The organism is Rhizobium sp. X9 (genome assembly GCF_018873185.1).
Classification (GTDB): domain Bacteria; phylum Pseudomonadota; class Alphaproteobacteria; order Rhizobiales; family Rhizobiaceae; genus Agrobacterium; species Agrobacterium oryzihabitans.
Genome location: NZ_CP071311.1, coordinates 1,026,455 through 1,049,550 on the forward strand (window position 1 = coordinate 1,026,455; position 23,096 = coordinate 1,049,550).

At 59.2% G+C, this 23,096-nt stretch carries 21 protein-coding genes and 2 tRNA genes; all 23 read left to right on the top strand.

Annotation, left to right across the window (positions count from 1 at the left end; genetic code table 11):
• The first annotated feature begins 84 nt into the window (after positions 1–84).
• The 23 genes from JZY08_RS05010 (at position 85) to JZY08_RS05120 (ending at position 23,095) form a co-directional block, all read left to right on the top strand.
• Positions 85–161, top strand: a tRNA-Asp gene (locus JZY08_RS05010).
• A gap of 40 nt (positions 162–201) precedes the next feature.
• Positions 202–278, top strand: a tRNA-Asp gene (locus tag JZY08_RS05015).
• Positions 279–713: 435 nt separating this feature from the next.
• Positions 714–1,079: an NADH-quinone oxidoreductase subunit A gene (locus JZY08_RS05020; RefSeq protein ID WP_003496469.1), complete on the top strand. Its 366-nt coding sequence runs from the start codon at positions 714–716 to the stop codon at positions 1,077–1,079.
• Positions 1,070–1,654: an NADH-quinone oxidoreductase subunit B family protein gene (locus JZY08_RS05025; protein ID WP_003496467.1), complete on the top strand. Its 585-nt coding sequence runs from the start codon at positions 1,070–1,072 to the stop codon at positions 1,652–1,654. The genes JZY08_RS05020 and JZY08_RS05025 overlap by 10 nt, the downstream gene beginning before the upstream one ends.
• 20 nt (positions 1,655–1,674) lie before the next feature.
• Positions 1,675–2,277 (top strand): NADH-quinone oxidoreductase subunit C, encoded by a 603-nt coding sequence (locus JZY08_RS05030; protein WP_035217676.1) that lies wholly within the window; start codon positions 1,675–1,677, stop codon positions 2,275–2,277.
• Positions 2,274–2,702 carry a GFA family protein gene (locus tag JZY08_RS05035; protein ID WP_216331207.1) on the top strand — a complete coding sequence of 143 codons (429 nt, stop codon included), beginning with the start codon at positions 2,274–2,276 and terminating at the stop codon, positions 2,700–2,702. Before JZY08_RS05030 ends, JZY08_RS05035 begins: the two co-directional genes overlap by 4 nt.
• 1 nt (position 2,703) lies before the next feature.
• Positions 2,704–3,894 (top strand): NADH-quinone oxidoreductase subunit D, encoded by a 1,191-nt coding sequence (locus JZY08_RS05040; protein WP_003496461.1) that lies wholly within the window; start codon positions 2,704–2,706, stop codon positions 3,892–3,894.
• Positions 3,894–4,154 (top strand): hypothetical protein, encoded by a 261-nt coding sequence (locus tag JZY08_RS05045; protein WP_003496459.1) that lies wholly within the window; start codon positions 3,894–3,896, stop codon positions 4,152–4,154. Before JZY08_RS05040 ends, JZY08_RS05045 begins: the two co-directional genes overlap by 1 nt.
• Before the next feature lie 16 nt (positions 4,155–4,170).
• Positions 4,171–5,268 (top strand): NADH-quinone oxidoreductase subunit E, encoded by a 1,098-nt coding sequence (locus JZY08_RS05050; protein WP_082184144.1) that lies wholly within the window; start codon positions 4,171–4,173, stop codon positions 5,266–5,268.
• A gap of 10 nt (positions 5,269–5,278) precedes the next feature.
• Complete coding sequence (nuoF, locus tag JZY08_RS05055) at positions 5,279–6,583, top strand: NADH-quinone oxidoreductase subunit NuoF (RefSeq protein WP_003496455.1); 1,305 nt, start codon at positions 5,279–5,281, stop codon at positions 6,581–6,583.
• Positions 6,584–6,733: 150 nt separating this feature from the next.
• Entirely contained in the window at positions 6,734–8,815 is a 2,082-nt protein-coding gene (gene nuoG, locus JZY08_RS05060) for an NADH-quinone oxidoreductase subunit NuoG (protein WP_216331209.1), read from the top strand.
• Positions 8,816–8,828: 13 nt separating this feature from the next.
• Positions 8,829–9,875, top strand: coding sequence for an NADH-quinone oxidoreductase subunit NuoH (gene nuoH, locus JZY08_RS05065; protein WP_046800309.1), 1,047 nt, complete (start codon positions 8,829–8,831; stop codon positions 9,873–9,875).
• Positions 9,876–9,911: 36 nt separating this feature from the next.
• Positions 9,912–10,403, top strand: a complete 492-nt coding sequence (nuoI, locus tag JZY08_RS05070) for an NADH-quinone oxidoreductase subunit NuoI (RefSeq protein WP_003496449.1) — start codon at positions 9,912–9,914, stop codon at positions 10,401–10,403.
• 136 nt (positions 10,404–10,539) lie between these two features.
• Complete coding sequence (locus tag JZY08_RS05075) at positions 10,540–11,154, top strand: NADH-quinone oxidoreductase subunit J (RefSeq protein ID WP_216331211.1); 615 nt, start codon at positions 10,540–10,542, stop codon at positions 11,152–11,154.
• Positions 11,155–11,183: 29 nt separating this feature from the next.
• Entirely contained in the window at positions 11,184–11,492 is a 309-nt protein-coding gene (gene nuoK / locus JZY08_RS05080) for an NADH-quinone oxidoreductase subunit NuoK (RefSeq protein WP_003496445.1), read from the top strand.
• 7 nt (positions 11,493–11,499) lie between these two features.
• Complete coding sequence (nuoL, locus tag JZY08_RS05085; RefSeq protein ID WP_216331213.1) at positions 11,500–13,497, top strand: NADH-quinone oxidoreductase subunit L; 1,998 nt, start codon at positions 11,500–11,502, stop codon at positions 13,495–13,497.
• Complete coding sequence (locus JZY08_RS05090; RefSeq protein WP_082184148.1) at positions 13,497–15,008, top strand: NADH-quinone oxidoreductase subunit M; 1,512 nt, start codon at positions 13,497–13,499, stop codon at positions 15,006–15,008. Before nuoL ends, JZY08_RS05090 begins: the two co-directional genes overlap by 1 nt.
• Positions 15,009–15,026: 18 nt before the next feature.
• A complete protein-coding gene (gene nuoN, locus JZY08_RS05095; RefSeq protein WP_137037474.1) occupies positions 15,027–16,469 on the top strand; it encodes an NADH-quinone oxidoreductase subunit NuoN in 1,443 nt (480 codons plus the stop codon).
• Between the two features lie 26 nt (positions 16,470–16,495).
• A complete protein-coding gene (locus JZY08_RS05100) occupies positions 16,496–17,236 on the top strand; it encodes a biotin--[acetyl-CoA-carboxylase] ligase (RefSeq protein WP_216331215.1) in 741 nt (246 codons plus the stop codon).
• Positions 17,237–17,440: 204 nt separating this feature from the next.
• Positions 17,441–19,108, top strand: a complete 1,668-nt coding sequence (locus JZY08_RS05105; protein ID WP_216331216.1) for a ribonuclease J — start codon at positions 17,441–17,443, stop codon at positions 19,106–19,108.
• A gap of 140 nt (positions 19,109–19,248) precedes the next feature.
• Positions 19,249–19,554 carry a DUF1467 family protein gene (locus JZY08_RS05110; protein ID WP_003496431.1) on the top strand — a complete coding sequence of 102 codons (306 nt, stop codon included), beginning with the start codon at positions 19,249–19,251 and terminating at the stop codon, positions 19,552–19,554.
• 786 nt (positions 19,555–20,340) lie between these two features.
• Entirely contained in the window at positions 20,341–21,663 is a 1,323-nt protein-coding gene (proS, locus tag JZY08_RS05115) for a proline--tRNA ligase (RefSeq protein ID WP_035242814.1), read from the top strand.
• 124 nt (positions 21,664–21,787) lie between these two features.
• Positions 21,788–23,095, top strand: coding sequence for a lipoprotein-releasing ABC transporter permease subunit (locus JZY08_RS05120; protein ID WP_216331218.1), 1,308 nt, complete (start codon positions 21,788–21,790; stop codon positions 23,093–23,095).
• The last annotated feature ends 1 nt before the right edge of the window (position 23,096 follow it).

Consider the following 23,096-nt stretch of genomic DNA (forward strand, 5'->3'; position numbering starts at 1 on the left):
CCCGCACGAACGCCGTAGTTAGCCGCTCAACGAACAGCCGAGGCTGGTTCGTACGGCAGGACAAGGTCCTGTCCGTCAGGATAAGCGGGTGTAGCTCAGTTGGTTAGAGTGCCGGCCTGTCACGCCGGAGGTCGCGGGTTCGAGCCCCGTCACTCGCGCCATCCTGTTCCTCGGAAAAACGCAGATGAATGTCTGTGGAGCGCGGGTGTAGCTCAGTCGGTTAGAGTGCCGGCCTGTCACGCCGGAGGTCGCGGGTTCGAGCCCCGTCACTCGCGCCATTTCTCTTTCTGAAATGTCTCCTTTGAAAGCTGAATTGACGCGCTGTTTGTGCGGCTCGTTATTGGCCATTTCGGACCCTGATTCCCGCGCTCGCAAGCACGATTTTTCCTGCCATTTATACTCAAGTTTCGATTGGCGCAGATCGTCACTTCGTTGCCATTTTGACGTAAAATTCGTGTGACTTTTTTGCGGTTGCGTCGTTCAATCGATTATTATTGTATTTGAGGGGCTTAGGTCGGAATTGTGGCCCAAATTTGCGTCAATTCCGGCAATATTGTTGCCAATCAATGCGGCAGGTGTCTTGAAATGGTGCCTAAACTCTTGCAGAGAGAGCGCGGCTGCGCTAACCACTTTGGCGTTGCAACATATTTGTGCGCCTTGAGACTTTTCGGTCCAAAGGCAGGTCCGGCACCCGGCCGGACAGGGAAGAGACCATGACTGAACTCCTCAGTTCCTACATTCCGATCGCAATCTTCATCGGTATCGCTCTCGTCATCGGCCTGGCGCTTCTCATTGCGCCCTTTGCGGTCGCCTACAAGGCGCCAGACCCGGAAAAGCTCTCTGCTTTCGAGTGCGGTTTCAACGCCTTCGACGATGCCCGCATGAAGTTCGATATCCGCTTTTATCTGGTGTCGATCCTCTTCATCATCTTCGATCTGGAAGTCGCCTTCCTGTTCCCCTGGGCGGTGTCTTTCGGCGAGATGGGCTGGTTCGGTTTCTGGTCGATGATGGTGTTCCTCCTCGTCCTCACCATCGGCTTTATCTATGAGTGGAAGAAGGGAGCGCTGGAATGGGCATGAGCCAGAACAACAGCACGCTCGTTGCGCCGCAGCCAAAGGGGATCATCGATCCCTCGACCGGCAAGCCGGTTGGCAGCAACGATGCCTACTTCACGGAAATCAATGACGAGCTGGCCGACAAGGGCTTCCTCGTCACCTCGACCGACGAGCTGATCACCTGGGCGCGCACCGGCTCCCTGATGTGGATGCAGTTCGGTCTCGCCTGCTGCGCCGTCGAAGGCCTGATGCAGGCGTCCGGTCCGCGTTATGACATGGAGCGCTTCGGTGTCGCCCCGCGCGCCTCACCGCGCCAGTCGGACGTGATGATCGTCGCCGGCACGCTGACCAACAAGATGGCGCCTGCTCTGCGCAAGGTCTATGACCAGATGCCTGAGCCGCGTTACGTCATCTCCATGGGCTCCTGTGCCAATGGCGGCGGTTATTATCACTATTCCTACGCTGTCGTGCGTGGCTGCGACCGCGTCGTGCCGGTGGATATCTACGTTCCGGGCTGTCCCCCCACGGCGGAGGCGCTGCTTTACGGCGTGCTTCTGCTGCAGAAGAAGATTCGTCGTACCGGTACGATCGAGCGCTAAGGGCAAAGGACGGATTAAGAATGAGCGAAGCTCTCAACGATCTTGCTGCTTACGTTAAGGAAGCGCGCGGTTCCCTCGTGGTGTCGGCTGATATCGCCTATGGCGAACTGACGCTGAACACGACGCCTGAAAGTGTGATCGCGCTTTTGACCTTCCTGCGTGACGACGTGCAGTGCGGTTTTGTCAACATCATCGACATTTGTGGCGTTGACTGGCCGCAGCGCGAAAAGCGTTTCGATGTCGTTTATCACCTGCTGTCGCCGCGCCAGAACCTGCGCGTCCGCATCAAGCTGCAGGTAGCGGAAGACGAGGGCGTACCGTCTTCGACCTCCGTTTACATGGGTGCCGAATGGTTCGAGCGCGAAGCCTGGGACATGTATGGCATTCCGTTCGAAGGCCATAAGGACCTTCGCCGTATCCTCACGGATTACGGTTTCGAAGGCCATCCGCTGCGCAAGGATTTTCCGGTTACCGGCTTTGTGGAAGTACGTTACGATGACGTACTGAAACGGGTTCTTTATGAACCGGTCGAACTGAAGCAGGAATTCCGCAACTTCGATTTCCTCTCCCCATGGGAAGGAACCGAATATGTTCTCCCGGGTGACGAAAAGGCCAAGCAATGAGCCAAGCCCCCGCGACAGAGCATGCGCAATGTCTTTGCGGCGCCGTCGGCTTCAACGCCGTCATCGGTGCCCGTGAATTTGGCGTTTGCCATTGCTCCATGTGCCGCCGCTGGTCCGGCGGTGCGTTTCTGGCTGTCGAATGCGCTGATATCTCCGTCGAAAACGAAGAGAACCTCGGCGTCTATTCCTCGTCGGAATGGGGTGAGCGCTGCTTCTGCAAGAACTGCGGCAGCACGCTGATGTGGCGTTCCAAGGACGGCAAGCATTTTGCCGTTTCGCTGCAGGCTTTCGATAACCCTTCCAGTTTCAAGTTCGCGTCGCAGATTTTCACGGATGAGAAGCCTTCGAGCTACTCTTTCGCCGAAGCCACGCAGAACATGACCGGCCCCGAATTCATCGCCATGATCACCTCGGCGGAGCACTAGAATGACTGAGCATAACGTCCGCAATTTCACGATCAACTTTGGTCCGGAACATCCGTCCGCGCACGGCGTGCTGCGTCTGGTTCTGGAACTGGACGGCGAAATCGTCGAGCGCGTCGATCCGCATATCGGTCTTCTGCATCGCGGCACCGAAAAGCTGATCGAGACCAAGACCTATCTGCAGGCCGTTCCCTATTTCGACCGTCTCGACTACGTCGCGCCGATGAACCAGGAACATGCTTTCGCGCTCGCCGTCGAAAAGCTGCTCGGCCTCGAAATCCCGATGCGCGGCCAGCTGATCCGCGTGCTTTATTCGGAAATCGGCCGCATCCTGTCGCACATCATGAACGTCACGACGCAGGCCATGGACGTTGGCGCGATGACGCCGCCGGTCTGGGGTTTCGAAGAGCGCGAAAAACTGATGGTGTTCTATGAGCGCGCCTGCGGCGCCCGCATGCACTCGGCCTATGTCCGTCCGGGCGGCGTGCATCAGGACCTGCCACCGGAACTGGTCGATGATATCGGCAAGTGGTGCGACCCGTTCCTCACCGTTCTCGACAATATCGAGGGCCTGCTGACCGATAACCGCATCTACAAGCAGCGTAACGTCGATATCGGCGTCGTTTCGCTTGAAGATGCCTTCGCCTGGGGTTTCACGGGCGTGATGGTGCGCGGCTCGGGCGCTGCCTGGGATTTGCGCCGCGCGCAGCCCTATGAGTGCTATTCCGATCTCGAATTCGACATTCCCGTCGGCAAGAACGGCGACTGCTATGATCGTTACCTGATCCGCATGCAGGAAATGCGCGAATCCGTGAAGATCATGAAGCAGTGCGTCGATCTTCTGTCCGGCAAGCACCGCATCGGCCCGGTCTCCTCGCTCGATGGCAAGGTGGTTCCGCCGAAGCGTGGCGAGATGAAGCGTTCGATGGAAGCGCTGATCCACCACTTCAAGCTCTACACCGAAGGTTATCACGTTCCGGCCGGCGAAGTTTACGCCGCCGTCGAAGCGCCGAAGGGCGAGTTCGGCGTTTACGTGGTCGCAGACGGTTCGAACAAGCCCTACCGTTGCAAGATACGCGCTCCGGGTTACGCACACCTGCAGGCTATGGATTTCCTGTGCAAGGGCCATCAGCTTGCCGACGTTACAGCCGTTCTCGGCTCCCTCGACATCGTGTTCGGGGAGGTCGACCGCTGATGCGTCTGCCGCTCGCCATTCCGGCTTTTCTTGCTGCGATGTCGACCCCCGTTCTCGCCCAGACGGCGACGGACGAGGGCGGCGTATCACTGTCGAGCGGCGGCGGTTCCACCATCAAGCAGCTTCTGTCTTCGGGATTCGAGATCAAGGCCTCGGTTCCCAATGGCAGCAAGTTCATCGTGTTCATGCAGAAAGACAAGGCGGCTTACGCCTGCGAATTCGTCACGGTGGCGAGATCGCGTTGTGAGACGTTAAACTGAAAAGGCGTGAGGAAGTATGTCCGTTCGTCGACTAGCCGAAGATCAGTTCCAGCCCGTGGCATTTGCCTTCAATGCGGAAAATACCGCATGGGCTGAGAAGACGATTCTGAAATATCCCGAGGGACGCCAGCAATCGGCGGTCATCCCGCTGCTCATGCGTGCGCAGGAGCAGGACGGCTGGGTTACCCGCGCCGCCATCGAAAAGATCGCCGACATGCTGGATATGGCCTATATCCGCGTCATGGAAGTGGCGACCTTCTATACCCAGTTCCAGCTGAAGCCGGTTGGCACGCGCGCCCACGTTCAGGTCTGCGGCACCACGCCCTGCATGCTGCGCGGCTCGGAAGCGCTGATGGATGTCTGCCGCAAGAAGATCCACCACGATCCGCTGCACACCAATGAGAGCGGCACGCTCTCCTGGGAAGAAGTGGAATGTCAGGGCGCCTGCGTCAACGCGCCGATGGTCATCATCTTCAAGGATGCCTATGAGGACCTGACGCCAGAGCGTCTGGAAGAGATCATCGACACGTTCGAAGCAGGCAAGGGCGACACCGTCAAGACCGGCCCGCAGATCGACCGTCACGAGTCGGTTCCAGTCGGTGGACTGACGACGCTGACGGAAGAGATCAAGCCGGATCGTTCCAATCTCGACAAGCCGGCCGAAGTGCCTGCGGAAGCCGCACCGGTTCCGCCGTCCAATGCCGCCAAGCCGAAGACCGATGCGCCGGAGACAGATCCGAAGCTGAAGACGCCGGCAAACGAGCCGAAGGCTGCGGAAGCCAACGTCAAGGCCGCCGAAAAGGAAGCTTCGGGATCTGCGAAGCCGTCGCTCGATTCCAAGGATCGTCCGGCGGGTATCGAGAAGCCCGCAACGCCTGACGACCTGAAGCTCATTTCCGGCGTCGGTCCGAAGATCGAAGGCACGCTGCATGAGCTCGGCATCTTCACCTTCGCGCAGGTCGCGGGCTGGAAGAAGGCCGAATGCGACTGGGTTGACGGTTATCTGAATTTCAAGGGCCGCATCGAACGCGACGAGTGGATCAAGCAGGCCGAGGCGCTCGCCAAGGGTGGCGAAGCCGAGTATATCAGGGTCTTCGGCAAGAAGCCGCGGTAAGAGGTGAAGCATGTTAAAAGATCAGGATCGCATCTTTACCAATCTCTACGGCCTCAAGGATAAGTCCCTGAAGGGCGTGAGAGCGCGCGGCCATTGGGACGGCACCAAGCAGATCATCGAAAAGGGCCGTGACTGGATCATCAACGAGATGAAGGCATCAGGCCTTCGCGGTCGCGGCGGCGCTGGCTTCCCGACGGGTCTCAAGTGGTCCTTCATGCCAAAGGAAAATGACGGCCGTCCGCATTATCTCGTCGTGAATGCCGATGAATCCGAGCCCGGCACCTGCAAGGACCGCGAAATCCTGCGCAACGATCCGCATACGCTGATCGAAGGCTGCGTTATCGCCGGTTTCGCCATGGGCGCGCATACCGCCTATATCTACGTTCGCGGCGAATATATGCGCGAGCGTGAGGCGCTGCAGGCGGCCATCGACGAGTGCTACGATGCCGGCCTGCTCGGCAAGAACAACAAGAACGGCTGGGATTTCGACATCTACGTCCATCATGGCGCGGGTGCCTATATCTGCGGCGAAGAGACAGCTCTGCTCGAAAGCCTCGAAGGCAAGAAGGGCCAGCCGCGCCTCAAGCCGCCGTTCCCGGCCAATATGGGTCTCTACGGCTGCCCGACGACCGTCAACAATGTTGAATCGATCGCCGTTGCGCCGACCATCCTGCGCCGTGGCGCTGCATGGTTCTCGTCCATCGGCCGTCCGAACAATGTCGGCACCAAGCTGTTCATGGTGTCAGGCCATGTCGAGCGTCCCTGCACCTTCGAAGATGCGCTGGGCCTGTCCTTCCGTGAGCTGATCGAGCGCCATTGCGGCGGCATTCGCGGCGGCTGGGACAATCTGCTCGGCGTCATCCCCGGCGGCGCATCTTGCCCCATCGTTCGCGGTGAGGACATGAAGGACGCCATCATGGATTTCGACGGCATGCGCGAAGTGAAGTCTTCCTTCGGTACCGGCGGCATGATCGTCATGGACAAGTCCACCGACGTCATCAAGGCGATTGCTCGCATCGCGGCCTTCTTCAAGCATGAAAGCTGCGGCCAGTGCACGCCGTGCCGCGAAGGCACCGGCTGGATGTGGCGCGTGCTGGAGCGCATGGTCAAGGGCAATGCCCAGAAGCGCGAAATCGACATGCTGTTTGAAGTGACGAAGCAGATCGAAGGCCACACCATCTGTGCGCTCGGCGACGCCGCCGCATGGCCGGTACAGGCGCTGATCCGCAATTTCCGTCCGGAAATCGAAAAGCGCATCGACCAATATACCTACAGGGCCATGGATGATGGCGCTGTTCTGGAAGCCGCTGAATAAGCATAGAAGGCTTCGAGCGGAGCCGGAATTTTCCGGCCTCGCGACACCATGAAGCGTCTGGCAGACGACACGAGTGCCGGGCGTGATTAAGGATTTGTTGCGGACCGTGTGAGACATGGGACGAACAGGCAACAGGACGTAAGTAGGACCATGGCAAAGCTCAAGGTTGACGGTAAAGAGATCGAGGTTCCGGATCATTTCACGCTGTTGCAGGCGTGCGAGGAGGCTGGTGCTGAAGTTCCGCGCTTTTGTTTTCATGAGCGCTTGTCGGTCGCGGGTAACTGCCGCATGTGTCTCATCGAGGTGAAGGGCGGACCGCCCAAGCCTGCCGCATCCTGCGCCATGGGCGTTCGCGATGTTCGCGGCGGCCCGAACGGTGAATTGCCTGAGGTTTTCACCAACACGCCGATGGTCAAGAAGGCCCGCGAAGGCGTGATGGAATTCCTGCTCATCAACCACCCGCTCGATTGCCCGATCTGCGATCAGGGCGGCGAATGCGACCTGCAGGACCAGGCCATGGCCTTCGGTATCGCCGGTTCGCGTTACGCGGAAAACAAGCGCGCGGTTGAAGACAAATATATCGGCCCGCTCGTCAAGACGGTGATGAACCGCTGCATCCACTGCACGCGCTGCGTCCGTTTCACCACGGAAGTGGCCGGCATTGCCGAACTGGGCCTTATCGGCCGCGGTGAAGATGCGGAAATCACCACCTATCTCGAGCAGGCCATGACCTCGGAGCTGCAGGGCAACGTTGTTGACCTTTGCCCGGTCGGCGCGCTCACCTCCAAGCCTTTCGCCTTTACTGCCCGTCCGTGGGAACTGAACAAGACCGAAACCATCGACGTGATGGACGCGCTCGGTTCGGCCATCCGCGTCGATACCCGTGGCCGCGAAGTCATGCGCGTCATGCCGCGTGTCAACGAGGCGATCAACGAAGAGTGGATTTCCGACAAGAGCCGTTTCATCTGGGACGGCCTGAAGACACAGCGTCTCGACCGCCCTTACGTCCGCAAGGATGGCCGCCTGCAGCCTGCAAGCTGGGGTGAAGCCTTCGGTGCGATCAAGCAGGCTGTTGCCGCAACGTCCGGCAGCAAGATCGGCGCAATTGCCGGCGATCTGGCCTCCGTTGAAGAAATGTTCGCGCTGAAGTCGCTTCTGGCGTCGCTCGGCTCGGCCAATGTCGATTGCCGTCAGGATGGCGCTGCACTCGATCCGTCGCTCGGCCGTGCAAGCTACCTGTTCAACTCCACCATCGAAGGTATCGAACAGGCCGACGCCCTGCTGATCGTTGGTTCCAACCCGCGCTACGAAGCGGCCGTGCTCAACGCCCGCATCCGCAAGCGCTGGCGTCGCGGCGGTTTCCCGATCGGCGTGATCGGTGAAGCCGGCGAGCTTCGCTACAATTACGAATATCTCGGTTCCGGCGCTGAAACACTGTCCGATCTGGCCAATGGTTCGCACAGCTTCGTCGACAAGTTGAAGTCCGCCAAGAACCCGCTGATCATCATCGGCCAGGGTGCTCTGGCGCGTGCCGATGGTGCAGCGGTGCTCGCCGCTGCTGCAAAGCTTGCCGTGTCGGTTGGCGCTGTCACCGAAGAGTGGAACGGTTTCTCGGTTCTGCACACCGCCGCTGCCCGCGTTGGCGGTCTCGACATCGGCTTCGTGCCGGGCGAGGGCGGTGTTGCCGCTGCTGAAATGGTCGCGTCCATGGACGTTCTCTTCCTGCTCGGCGCCGATGAACTCGATCTCTCCAACAAGGGCGCCAAGTTCACCGTCTATATCGGTAGCCATGGCGACCAGGGCGCGATGAACGCCGACGTCATCCTTCCGGGTGCAGCCTATACCGAAAAATCCGGGATCTGGGTCAACACCGAAGGCCGCGTGCAGCTGGGCAACCGCGCCGGTTTCGCACCGGGCGAAGCCCGCGAAGACTGGGCGATCCTGCGTGCGCTTTCCGATGTTCTCGGCAAGAAGCTGCCGTTCGATTCGCTGTCTGCCCTGCGCGGCCAGCTCTATGTCGCGCATCCGCATCTGGCGGAAACCGACGAGATCGTCGCCGGCAAGGCTACGGATATCGAAGCGCTGGCCGGCAAGACCGGCTCACTCAACAAGTCGGCGTTTGCCTCGCCGGTTAAAGACTTTTATTTGACGAACCCGATTGCGCGCGCCTCCGCCGTCATGGCCGAGTGTTCCGCATTGGCCCGCAACAATTTCCAGGCTGCGGCAGAGTAAGGGTAGGGGATTTATGGAACAGTTTTTCTGGAGCTACGTCTGGCCCGCGCTGATCATGGTCGGCCAGTCCCTGCTGCTTCTCGTTTGCCTTCTGGTGGCCATCGCCTTCCTGCTGCTCGCCGACCGCAAGGTCTGGGCGGCCGTGCAGCTGCGCCGTGGTCCGAACGTCGTTGGTCCCTTCGGTCTCTTCCAGTCCTTCGCCGACCTTTTGAAGTTCATCCTCAAGGAACCCGTCATTCCGGCGGGTGCCAACAAGGCCGTCTTCCTTCTGGCGCCGCTGGTTGCGGTGACGCTGGCGCTCGCCACCTACGCGGTCATTCCCTTCGCCGATGGCTGGGTCGTTGCCAATATCAATGTCGGCATTCTCTACATCTTCGCGATTTCGTCGCTCGAAGTATACGGTATCATCATGGGCGGCTGGGCTTCGAACTCGAAGTACCCTTTCCTTGGCGCTCTGCGTTCGGCAGCACAGATGGTGTCCTACGAAGTGTCGATCGGCCTCGTCATCGTCACCGTTCTGCTCTGCGTCGGTTCGCTGAACCTGACGGACATCGTTCTGGCCCAGAAGACCGGCCTCGGCACCATGCTTGGCCTGCCTGCCTCGTTCCTTGACTGGCACTGGCTGTCGCTGTTCCCGATGTTCATCGTGTTCTTCATTTCGGGCCTTGCCGAAACCAACCGTCCGCCCTTCGACCTTCCGGAAGCGGAATCGGAACTGGTTGCCGGTCACATGGTCGAATATGGCTCCACGCCTTACATGATGTTCATGCTCGGCGAATATGCTGCGATCGTCCTGATCTGCTGCCTGACGACGATCCTGTTCATGGGCGGCTGGCTGCCGATCGTGGATGTGTGGTTCCTCAACTGGGTTCCGGGCATTGTCTGGTTCGCGTTGAAGGGCTGCATGGTCTTCTTCATGATCGCTCTGACCAAGGCTTTCGTTCCGCGTTACCGTTATGACCAGCTCATGCGTCTCGGCTGGAAGGTGTTCCTGCCTCTGTCGCTCGCCATGGTCGTTATTGTTGCATTCGTATTGAAGCTGACGGGGTGGGCCGGTTGATGTCCGTACTCCTCGCTCAGAAATCTGGAGACTGAGATGGCAAGCCTCTCCCAAGCCGTCAATTCACTGTTCCTCAAGGAGTTCGTGGGCGCGATCCTGCTCACGATGCGCCACTTCTTCAAACAGAAGGCAACGGTGAACTATCCTTTCGAAAAGGGCCCGGTCTCTCCGCGCTTCCGCGGCGAACATGCGCTGCGCCGTTATCCGAACGGTGAAGAACGCTGCATCGCCTGCAAGCTGTGTGAGGCGATCTGTCCCGCTCAGGCGATCACCATCGAAGCCGGCCCGCGCCGCAATGACGGCACCCGCCGCACGGTGCGTTACGACATCGACATGGTGAAGTGCATCTATTGCGGTTTCTGCCAGGAAGCCTGCCCGGTCGATGCCATCGTCGAGGGCCCGAACTTCGAATTCGCGACGGAAACCCGCGAGGAGCTTTATTTCGACAAGCAGAAGCTTCTCGACAACGGCGACCGCTGGGAGCGTGAAATCGCACGCAACCTCGCACTGGATGCGCCTTACCGTTAAGGCGCAACCGTCTTTCCGGGGGAAACCCCGGAAAACGATGAAAAGTAAAATGCCTGCGCGGTTTTCGCCGGCGGGGACGAAACGGGTGAGGGGCCTTCGAGCCATCTTTGCCCGATGAGGACAAGAAGGCACCAAGATGGGTCTGCACGCTGTATTCTTTTATATATTCGCTTTCGTCGCCGTGGCGTCTGCGTTCATGGTCATCGCATCGAAGAACCCTGTTCATTCGGTGCTGTTTCTGATTTTGACCTTCTTCAACGCAGCCGCGCTGTTCCTGCTGACGGGCGCCGAGTTCCTCGGCATGATCCTGCTGGTGGTTTATGTCGGCGCCGTGGCGGTGCTCTTCCTCTTCGTCGTCATGATGCTGGATGTCGATTTCGCGGAGCTGCGCTCGGGCGTACTGCAATATGCCCCGGTTGGCGCGCTGATCGGCGTGATCCTTGCGGCGGAACTGATCGTCGTTGTCGGTGGCAGCGTGCTTAACCCGCAGGCGGCGAAATCGATCACCATGCCGATCCCGCCAGTCTCCGAGCGTACCAACACCGCAGCCCTCGGCGATGTGCTCTATACCAATTACGTCTACTTCTTCCAGCTCGCCGGTCTCGTGCTGCTGGTGGCCATGATCGGCGCCATCGTGCTGACGCTGCGTCATCGCACCGACATCAAGCGGCAGGATATCTCCACGCAGGTTGGCCGTGACCCGAAGACCGCCGTTACCACGGTCAAGGTCAAGCCGGGCCAGGGCATCTGAAGGCGCGAACGGATCCAAGGAAACAGAATATGGAAATCGGTCTTTCCCACTACCTGACGGTCAGCGCGATCCTCTTCACGATCGGCATCTTCGGCATCTTCCTCAATCGGAAGAACGTCATCGTCATCCTCATGTCGATCGAGCTTATCCTGCTTGCGGTCAACATCAACATGGTGGCGTTTTCGGCTTTCCTGAACGACATTGTCGGCCAGGTCTTCGCCTTGTTCATTCTGACCGTTGCAGCCGCCGAAGCGGCCATCGGTCTTGCAATACTCGTTGTCTTCTACCGCAACCGCGGATCGATCGCCGTCGAAGACGTCAATATGATGAAGGGCTGATAAGGCTATGATCTACAAGGCTATCGTCTTTCTTCCCCTGATCGGCTTCCTGATCGCCGGCCTGTTCGGCCGTTCGATCGGCGCCAAGGCTTCGGAATATGTCACCACCGGTCTGATGATCGTGGTCGCCATCCTGTCCTGGATCGTGTTCTTCACCGTCGCGCTTGCCCATGGCGAGCCGGGCGAGGTGATCAAGGTCACCGTGCTGCGCTGGATCCAGTCCGGCGGCATCGACGTCGAATGGGCATTCCGCATCGACACGCTGACGGCCGTCATGTTCGTCGTCGTCAACACCGTCTCGACGCTGGTGCACCTCTATTCGATCGGATACATGCACCACGATCCGCATCGTCCGCGTTTCTTCGCCTATCTGTCGCTCTTCACCTTCGCCATGCTGATGCTGGTGACCTCCGACAACCTGCTGCAGATGTTCTTCGGCTGGGAAGGCGTGGGTCTGGCGTCTTATCTGCTGATCGGTTTCTGGTTCAAGAAGCCGTCCGCATCGGCTGCCGCCATGAAGGCCTTCATCGTCAACCGCGTCGGTGACTTCGGCTTCATTCTCGGCATTGGCGGCGTCTTCGTGCTGTTCGGCTCGATCAATTTCGAGACCATCTTCGCTGCCGCCAGCACCTATCTGCCGGCTGAAGGTGCCGCTTCCACCGAAACCGTCATCAACCTGTTCGGCATGCAGCTGGACAAGGCCAATGCGATGACGGGCGTCTGCCTGCTGCTCTTCATGGGCGCGATGGGTAAATCGGCGCAGTTCCTGCTGCACACCTGGCTGCCGGACGCGATGGAAGGCCCGACCCCGGTGTCTGCCCTCATTCACGCCGCAACCATGGTCACCGCCGGCGTCTTCCTCGTCGCCCGCATGTCGCCGCTGTTTGAACTGTCGCATGATGCGCTGACTGTCGTGACGCTGATCGGCGCGATCACCGCCTTCTTTGCGGCGACCGTCGGCCTCGTGCAGAACGACATCAAGCGCGTCATCGCCTATTCGACCTGCTCGCAGCTCGGTTACATGTTCGTGGCGCTTGGCGTCGGCGCTTATGGCGCGGCCGTGTTCCACCTCTTCACGCACGCCTTCTTCAAGGCTCTGCTGTTCTTGTGCGCCGGTTCGGTCATCCATGCCGTCGATGGCGAGCAGGACATGCGTTACATGGGCGGCCTGCGCAAGCATATCCCCATCACCTTCTGGACCATGACCGTTGGCACCCTGGCGCTGACCGGCGTTGGTATTCCGGGCACGATGATCGGTTTTGCCGGCTTCTTCTCGAAGGACGTCATCATCGAATCCGCTTATGCTTCGCATTCGGTTCTCTCGGGCGTCGCCTTCACGCTGCTGGTCATCGCGGCCCTGTTCACCAGCTTCTACTCCTGGCGTCTGGCCTTCATGACCTTCTTCGGCAAGCCGCGCGCTTCGGCCGATGTGATGCACCACGTGCATGAATCGCCGATGGTCATGCTGATCCCGCTCTTCATCCTCACAATCGGCGCGATCTTCGCCGGTGTGGCCTTCGAAGGTTACTTCTTCGGCGAGGAATATGCCGAATTCTGGAAGGGTGCCCTGTTCACGCTTCCCGGCAACGAAATCCTCGAGGAATTCCACCACGTGCCGCTGTGGGTCAAGTGGAGCCCGTTCTTCGCCATGGCGCTTGGCTTCGTGACCGCATGGTACATGTATATCAAATCGCCCGAGACACCGAAGCGTCTGGCCGAGACCCATCGTGGCCTCTACCAGTTCCTTCTCAACAAATGGTACTTCGACGAACTCTACGACTTCCTCTTCGTTCGTTCCGCAAAGGCGCTCGGCCGCTTCCTGTGGAAGAAGGGCGACGTCGCCGTCATCGACCATTATGGACCGAACGGCATTGCAGCGCGTGTGGTTGACGTGACCAACCGCATGGTCCGCCTGCAATCCGGTTACCTTTATCATTATGCCTTTGCGATGCTGATCGGCATCGCGGCGCTTGTCACCTGGATGATGCTCGGGAGTGCCCTCTGATGACCGATTGGCCCATTCTTTCAACGGTCACCTTTCTGCCGCTCGTCGGCGTGGTGCTCTTGCTCTTGACCAATGAGAACGGCCCCTTCGGTCGCCGCAACATTCTCAACGTCTCGCTGCTGACGACCGTTTTCACCTTCTTGGTGTCGCTGTTCATCTGGATCGGCTTCGATAATTCGAACCCCGGTTTCCAGATGGTGGAAAAGCACGCCTGGTTCGGCAACATCGCCGCTTACCATCTGGGCGTCGACGGCATCTCCATGCTGTTCGTCATCCTCACCACTTTCCTCATGCCCTTCTGCGTGCTGGCAAGCTGGGATTCGATTGAAAAGCGCATCAAGGAATACATGATCGCCTTCCTGCTTCTGGAAGTCGTCATGATCGGCGTCTTCGTGGCGCTGGATACGGTTCTCTTCTACGTCTTCTTCGAAGCGACGCTGATCCCGATGTTCATCATCATCGGCGTCTGGGGTGGCAAGGATCGCGTCTACGCCTCCTACAAGTTCTTCCTCTATACGCTGCTCGGCTCGGTCCTGACCATGCTCGCCATCATGGCGATGTACTGGCAGTCCGGTACGACCGATATGACCGAACTGCTGAAATACGGCTTCCCGGCTGGCATGCAGACCTGGCTGTGGCTTGCCTGTTTCGCGGCCTTCTCGGTCAAGATGCCGATGTGGCCGGTGCACACCTGGCTCCCGGACGCCCACGTGCAGGCGCCGACGGCAGGCTCGGTCATTCTGGCTGGCGTGATGCTGAAGCTCGGCGGTTACGGTTTCATCCGTTTCTCGCTGTCGATGTTCCCCTTGGCGTCGGACTATTTCGCTCCCTTCGTCTTCACGCTGTCGGTTCTCGCCATCATCTACACCTCGCTGGTGGCGATGATGCAGGACGACATCAAGAAGCTGATCGCCTATTCCTCCGTTGCCCACATGGGTTACGTCACGATGGGCATCTTCGCCGCCAACGTGCAGGGCGTTCAGGGTGCTATCTTCCAGATGCTGTCGCACGGCATTGTCTCTGGCGCACTCTTCCTCTGCGTCGGCGTTGTCTACGACCGGCTGCACACCCGCGAGATTTCGGCCTATGGCGGTCTCGTGAACAACATGCCGAAATATGCCGTCGCCTTCATGATTTTCACCATGGCCAATGTCGGTCTGCCCGGCACGTCTGGCTTTGTCGGTGAATTCCTGACGCTGATCGGCGTATTCCGCGCCAACACGCTGGTCGCGCTGTTTGCGGCAACCGGCGTCATCCTCTCGGCCGCTTATGCGCTGTGGCTTTACCGCCGCGTGATTTTCGGTGCGCTCGAGAAGGAAAGCCTGAAGGCGATGCTCGATCTGTCGACCCGCGAAAAGGTCATCCTTTATCCGCTGGTCGTCCTGACGATCTTCTTCGGCGTCTATCCGGCGCCGGTGTTCGATGCCACCGCCGCATCGGTTGATCTTCTGGTAAACAACTATACGGCTGCATTGCAGGCGGCGCAAAATGTTGCGCTCACTATGAATTGACGACAGGACCCGTTGGACATGACCGCTGAAATTCTTTTTGCCAGTCTGCACATCGCGACGCCCGAGCTGATCCTTGCGGTCGGCGCGCTGGCGCTGCTCATGATTGGCGTCTTCTCGGGCGACAAGTCGACAACGACGGTCACGGGCCTCTCCGTGGCCCTGCTGCTCGTCGTCGGTCTCTGGATCGTCTTTGCGCCCGCTTCGGGTGTGGCCTTCGGCGGCGTTTACGTCGCCGATGCCTTCGGTAACTTCATGAAGGTGCTGGCGCTGATCGGCTCGATCACCGCCATGATCCTTTCCGTCGGCCAGGGCCGTTTCGAACCGGTCGGCCGGTTCGAATATCCGGTGCTTCTGGTTCTCGCGACCCTCGGCATCCTGCTGATGATCTCGGCCAACAACCTGATCTCGCTCTATATGGCGCTGGAACTGCAGTCGCTTGCGCTCTACGTCGTCTGCGCCATCAACCGGGAAAGCCTGCGCTCTACGGAAGCGGGCCTGAAGTATTTCGTTCTCGGCGCGCTTTCCTCCGGCATGCTGCTTTATGGCATGTCGCTGGTTTACGGTTTCACCGGCAATACCGGCTTTACCGAAATCGCCCAGGTGCTTACGGCAGAGACCCGTTCGCTCGGCCTCGTTTTCGGTCTGGTCTTTGTTCTCGCCGGTCTGGCATTCAAGATCTCCGCCGTGCCGTTCCACATGTGGACGCCGGACGTTTATGAAGGCGCGCCGACCCCGGTCACGGCCTTCCTGTCCGCGGCCCCCAAGATTGGCGCCATGGCGATCTTCGTTCGCATCGTCATTGATGCTTTCCAGCCGGTTTTTGCCGACTGGCAGCAGATCGTCGTCTTCATCTCCATCGCTTCCATGCTGCTCGGCTCGTTTGCCGCGATCGGCCAGAAGAACATCAAGCGACTGATGGCCTATTCCTCCATCGGTCATATGGGTTACGCGCTGGTCGGTCTTGCAGCGGGCACGGAAGCCGGCATTTCGGGCGTCATTCTCTACATGACCATCTACATGGTCATGACGCTTGGCACCTTCGCCTGCATTCTCTCCATGCGCCGCAAGGAAATCGGCAATGTGGAGACTGTCGAGGATCTGGCCGGGCTTTCCTCGACCAACCCGTTCATGGCGGTTGTGCTGACGATCCTGATGTTCTCGCTTGCCGGTATCCCGCCGCTCGCCGGCTTCTTCGGCAAGTATTACGTCTTCCTCGCTGCCATCGAAGCCAAGCTCTATCCGCTCGCCGTCATCGGCGTGATCGGTTCGGTCGTCGGCGCGTATTATTATATCCGCGTCGTCAAGGTCATGTGGTTCGATGAGGCCAAGGGCAGCTTCGAGCGTCCGGCCGGTGAACTGAAAATCGTTTATGCGCTTTCGGGACTGTTTGTCGTCGCCTTCATCGTCTTCGGCGGTGCGCTCGGCAATGCGGTCACGGTCGCAGCAAAGACGTTCTTTTGACCAATACGCACAAGCATACGGGCCGGATGTCCATCGATGACTTCCGGCACGAAGCGATGGTGGAAACACCATCGACCAATATAGAATGTTTTGCCCGAGCGCGGGCGGGCGATGGCGGCAATCTGTGGATCACCGCCATCCGCCAGACCGGCGGGCGCGGCCGTCGCGGCCGGCCGTGGGTTTCAGAGCCCGGCAATCTCTACGCCTCGCTTCTCCTGATCGATCCCGCACCGATGGACCGCGTCGGGTCTTTGCCGCTTGCCTTTGCGCTGGCCGTTTACCGCGCCATCCGCGCGGTTTTGCCGACCGGCGGCGAGCCGCTAGAGATCAAATGGCCGAATGACGTGCTGATTGGTCGTCAAAAAACCTGCGGCATTTTGATGGAGGCGGAGCTTCTGCCGGACGGACGGCGCGCCATCGTCATTGGCATCGGCATCAATATCGCCCACAAGCCGGAAAACCCGCTTTATCCCGTCACCATGCTGTCCGAACACGGTGCTTCCTGTTCACCCGACGAACTCTTCGCCCATCTTTTCCGCGAAACGGCGGATGTGCTGACGGGCTGGGATGAGGGCAGGGGTGTGGCCGGTGTCATGACAGGCTGGCGGGCGGCCGCCTGCGGTATCGGCGAACATATCACCGTCAACTTCCCCGATCGCTCGATCGGCGGGCGTTTCGTCGGAATTGATGATAATGGTTATCTGCTGCTGGATGAGGATGAGGGCGCAAGACGCTCCATCGCCGCCGGCGACGTCTTTTTCGGATGAGGTGCGCCGTGCGGGCTGGACGCCCGCGCCGAACCGGATCCCACAGGTTGGAGCTTTCCTGCAGCTCTTGAAAAGCAGGGTGGCAGACCGGCTCCGCATCGGCCCGGTCGATCAGATGGTTTAACAGGTCCGATGCTGCTAACCGGCGCGGGGCGTGGCAGATCGCCGTCGCTCGCGCGCTCTCGTGAATGGATAAGAAGAATAATGGCTAAACAGGACGAACTGGTATTTTTGCCGCTTGGCGGCGTCGGTGAAATCGGCATGAATCTGGCGCTTTACGGATACGGTCCGGCAAGCAAGCGCGAATGGATCATGGTGGATTGCGGCGTGACCTTTGCCGGTCTCGATCTGCCGGGGGTCGATCTGGTTCTGCCCGACATCAGCTACATCGCCGAGCAGAAGAAGAGCCTCAAAGGCATCATCATCACCCACGCTCATGAGGACCATTATGGCGCGCTGAACGATCTGTGGCCGGGCCTCAACGTGCCCGTCTATGCCTCGGGTTTCACCGCCGGCATGCTGGAGGCGAAGCGCGCCTATGAAGGCTCCCGCGCCGAGATCCCGGTGACGCCTTTCAAGGCGGGCGATCGCATCAATGTCGGTCCCTTCGAAATCGAGGCCGTCGGCGTCAATCACTCCATCCCGGAGCCGATGTCGCTGGTCATCCGCACGCCGCTCGGCAATGTCATCCACACGGGTGACTGGAAAATCGACGAAGCGCCGTCGCTCGGTCCATTGACGGATGAGGCCCGCTTCCGCGCCATCGGTGAAGAGGGCGTACTGGCGCTGATGTGCGACAGCACCAACTCGCTCCGCGACGGCGTGTCTCCGTCGGAACACGAAGTCTCCGAAGGTCTGCGGCAGATCATCGAAAATGCCGAGGGCCGCGTGGCCATCACCACCTTCTCCTCCAATGTCGGGCGTATCCGTTCCATCGCGCAGGCTGCAGAAGCGGCGGGCCGCGAGGTGCTGCTGCTCGGCTCGTCGCTGAAGCGCGTCGTCAACGTCTCGCAGGATCTCGGTATCATGGAAGGTATCAAGCCGTTCCTGGCCGAAGACGAATATGGCTATATCCCGCGCAACAAGGTCGTCGTCATTCTCACCGGCTCTCAGGGCGAGCCGCGGGCGGCCCTTGCCAAGCTGTCGCGTGATGAGATGCGCAATGTGGCGCTTGCCGCCGGGGACACGGTCGTGTTTTCCTCGCGCGCCATTCCCGGCAACGAAAAGGCGATCATCGAGATCAAGAACGGCCTGATAGAGCAGGGTGTCCACATCGTTACGGACAATGAGGCTCTGGTCCACGTTTCCGGCCATCCGCGCCGCAACGAACTTCTGAAGATGTATGAATGGACGAAGCCGCAGATCGTCGTGCCGGTGCATGGCGAGGCCGCCCATCTGGTGGCGCAGAAGGAACTGGCCGAACAGGCCGGCATCTCGCAGGTGCCGAAGGTTCGCAACGGCAATGTTCTGCGTCTGGCACCCGGTCCTGCGGAAGTCATCGACGATGCACCGCATGGCCGCGTCTTCAAGGATGGCAATCTCATCGGCGATATGGACGAGATGGGAATCTCCAACCGTCGCAAGCTTTCCTTCGCTGGCCATGTGTCCGTCAATGTGGTGCTGGACAGCCGTTATGACTTCCTCGGCGATCCCGATGTCGTGCCTTTCGGCCTGCCGGAATTCGATGACGAAGGCGAGGATATGGAAGATACGCTTTATGACGCCGTTCTCGGCGCTGTGGAGAGCATTCCCCGCGCCCGTCGCAAGGATCTGGAACTGCTGCGCGAGGCGGTTCGCCGCGCCGTGCGCGCTGCCGCCAACCAGACCTGGGGCAAGAAGCCGATCGTGACGGTTTTCGTGACGAAGGTCTGAGCCGGAGAGCCGCTGGACCTTTCAAACAGCTGCGTCGCGCCATATCCGGGTTGATCCGGATATGACGTGGCAACTGTTTCCCGCTTCTTCCTGTGGCTTTTTGCGCTTCTGGCAGGGAAGTGATTCCGGTTTACGGATGAATGCGTTACAAGGAACGCACATGCAGGGAGGATGTCATGCCGCTTCTTTCGGTCTTCGCCATTTATTTCATCGTCTGGTGGACGGTTCTTTTCGTCGTGCTGCCGATCGGCCTTCGTACCCAGGCGGAAGACGGAGACGTGGCGCTGGGCACGGTCGCAAGCGCACCGTCGCGGTTCAGGGGCGGCCGTGTCGTCTTGTTGACCACCCTGATATCGGCCCTGATCTGCGGCATCTGGTACGGCGGATCCTGGTGGTTCGGCGTCAGCCTTGATGACTTGCCGAGAATTATTCCCGTCTACGACTGACGCATCGGAAGCCTGTCGGCACCCATAGCAGACGTTCTCTTCCCCTCATTCCTGTGCCTGTCACAGGAATCCAGCCGACGCGCGTCTGCGCGGAGAGAGAGTCCTTTTCAGCCCAAAAACTTGGGCTGACTGGGCCCCTGTGACAAGCAAAGGAATAAGGGAAAGAGGCAGAGTAAAAAATCCTCACATGTCAGCACCCACCACGGCGCGGCAAGCGGCGCACCGGACACTGTCATAAGGATGTCATCTCCATCGTGCACACAGCATGGACGTATCGGACGGCTGATTCACCGTCACAATTTAACCGGAATAACGAGCCGGGGGTTGGTCGCGTCTATGAATCAAAAAAAAACAAGGCTTTTCAGCCTTGTTTTTCAGGTTTCGCGTGATCTGTAACCGTTACCGGGGCAGCGAACGAGCGCGCCTAAGATCTGATCCTCCCAAGACTGACCGCGAAAACGACAAGAATTTAGACTTCCTGCCTCTTTTGTAAGCTAAAGCTAGCTTAATCACCCATGCTTGTCATCTCATTTTTTGCATATTTGTTACAGTCGGCAAAAAATTCCCTATGGTGCAATTTGTCGCACCGGAACAAGAATAATATTCCGACCAAAGCGTTTTGACGCGAATTAGCTATCGCGAAAATGCCATGAAATCGCCTTGAGCGCTCTTTTAATGGCGGGTTTTCTTCTTGGCGGGAAACGGCTATGTACGGCGCCAATATCCCTCTATTCGGGGCGATTCCCGCGCATATGCGCGTTATCGCCAATATCAATGGAAGCCGTCATGCGTCTTAGCCGTTATTTCATGCCCATCCTGAAGGAAAACCCCAAGGAAGCGGAGATCGTCTCCCACCGCCTGATGCTGCGTGCGGGCATGATCCGGCAGCAATCGGCTGGCATTTATTCCTGGCTGCCGCTCGGCAAACGTGTACTGGACAAGGTCAACAGGATCATCCGGCAGGAGCAGGACCGCTCCGGCGCCATCGAGCTTCTGATGCCGACGCTGCAATCTGCCGAGCTCTGGCAGGAAAGCGGCCGCTACGATGACTACGGCAAGGAAATGCTGCGCATCAAGGACCGCCAGGACCGCCAGATGCTCTATGGTCCCACCAACGAGGAGATGATCACCGACATCTTCCGTTCCTATGTGAAGTCCTACAAGAACCTGCCGCTCAACCTCTACCATATCCAGCTGAAGTTCCGCGACGAGGTTCGCCCGCGTTTCGGCACCATGCGTTCGCGCGAGTTCCTGATGAAGGACGCCTATTCCTTCGATCTGACCAAGGAAGAGGCGATCCACTCCTATAACAAGATGTTCGTGGCTTACCTGCGCACCTTCGAGCGCCTTGGCCTGCGTGCGATTCCCATGCGCGCCGATACCGGCCCGATTGGCGGCAACCACAGCCATGAATTCATCATTCTGGCTGATACCGGCGAATCCGAAGTTTTCTGCCACAAGAGCTTCCTCGACCGCGCCATCCCGGCTGAGAATACCGATTTCGACGATGTCGCAGCGCTTCAGGGCGTTTTCGACGAGTGGACGGCCGATTATGCCGCCACCTCGGAAATGCACGACGAAGCCGCCTATGACGCCATTCCCGATGGCGAGCGCCTTTCCGCGCGCGGTATCGAAGTCGGCCACATCTTCTATTTCGGCACCAAATATTCCGAGCCGATGGGCGCGAAAGTGCAGGGCAAGGATGGCAAGGAACACCCCGTCCACATGGGTTCCTATGGCATCGGACCGACACGCCTTGTTCCCGCCATCATTGAAGCATCGCATGACGAGAACGGAATCATCTGGCCTGCTTCGGTTGCTCCGTTCGATGTCGTCATCATCAACATGAAGGCTGGCGACGAGGCCTGTGATGCGGCTTGCGAAAAGCTGTATTACTCGCTGTCCAACGCCGGCAAGGATGTTCTTTACGACGACACCGACGACCGCGCCGGCCAGAAGTTTGCCACCGCCGACCTCATCGGCGTGCCGTTGCAGATCATCGTCGGCCCGCGTTCGGTCGCGAATGGCGAGGTCGAAGTGAAGGACCGCAAGACCGGCGAACGTGAAACCGTCACAATCGAGGCGGCAATGAACAGGGTGCTTGGCTAAGCACGAACGGAAAGATGGGAGCGGCCTTCATCCGAAGACCGCTCCAGTTTTAGAGCGCATGCCGCAGAGATTGGGACCGGTCTTTGAAAAGACCGATCTTGCAAGGTGAGATCAGGGAGACGAAATGGCAAAAGCCGAGGCTGACAAGGGTGCGGCTCCTTCCGCCCGGGAAAAAACCGCCCGGCCGTTTTCCGCTTTCGAGCGCATGGTGGCGTGGCGCTATCTGCGATCGCGGCGCAAGGAAGCGTTCATTTCCGTCATCGCCGGCTTTTCCTTCGTCGGCATCATGCTGGGCGTTGCGACGCTCATCATCGTCATGGCGGTGATGAACGGTTTCCGCACGGAGCTGATTTCCCGCATTCTCGGCATCAACGGCCACATGATCGTCCAGCCGATCGATCAGCCCTTCAACAATTATGATGAGCTGGCGAAGAAATTCGCCGCCGTTCCGGGTGTCAACATGGCCCTGCCGCTGGTGGAAGGCCAGACCCTGGCCTCCGGTCGCGGCGGTGCAGGCTCCGGCGCGCTGGTGCGCGGTGTGCGTCAGGACGATATCGACAAGATCAAGGAAGTCTCCACCAACATCAAGACCGGCGACCTCGTTGGCTTCATGGCGGGAGACGGCGTTCTGGTCGGCTCGCGGCTCGCCGCCCAGCTTGGCGTGACGGCGGGCGACGATATCACCCTCATTTCGCCGGAAGGCGATGTGACGCCGATGGGTGTCAATCCACGCGTCAAATCCTACAAGATATCGGGCGTCTTCGAGATTGGCATGTCGGAATATGACGCCTCGATGATCTATATGCCCTTGTCGGAAGCCCAGCTTTATTTCAATGCCGACGGTATCGTGCAGTCCATCGAGCTTTACGTCAGCCGTCCCGACGATGTCGACGGAATCCGGCCGCTGGTGGAGCAGGCGGCCGAACGGCAGATCTATATCACCGACTGGAGACAGCGAAACCAGACCTTCTTCTCCGCCCTGCAGGTGGAAAGAAACGTCATGTTCATGATCCTCACCCTCATCGTTCTGGTGGCGGCGCTCAACATCATTTCCGGCCTCATCATGCTGGTGAAGGACAAGGGCAGCGATATCGCGATTCTCCGCACCATGGGCGCCAGTTCCGGCGCGGTCATGCGCATCTTCTTCATGACCGGGGCGGCAATCGGCACGGTCGGCACCTTCGCGGGCGTGGCGCTCGGCGTCATCGTCTGCCTCAACGTGGAATCCATCCGGCAATTCTTCTCCTGGATATCAGGCACGGTATTGTTCGATCCGCAGCTCTATTTCCTGAGCCAGCTGCCGGCTGAAATGGATTTGAGCGAGACCATCACCGTTGTCATCATGGCGCTGACGCTTTCTTTCCTGGCAACGATCTTTCCGGCATGGCGGGCTTCCAAGCTCGATCCGGTGCAGGCCCTGCGTTACGAATAAG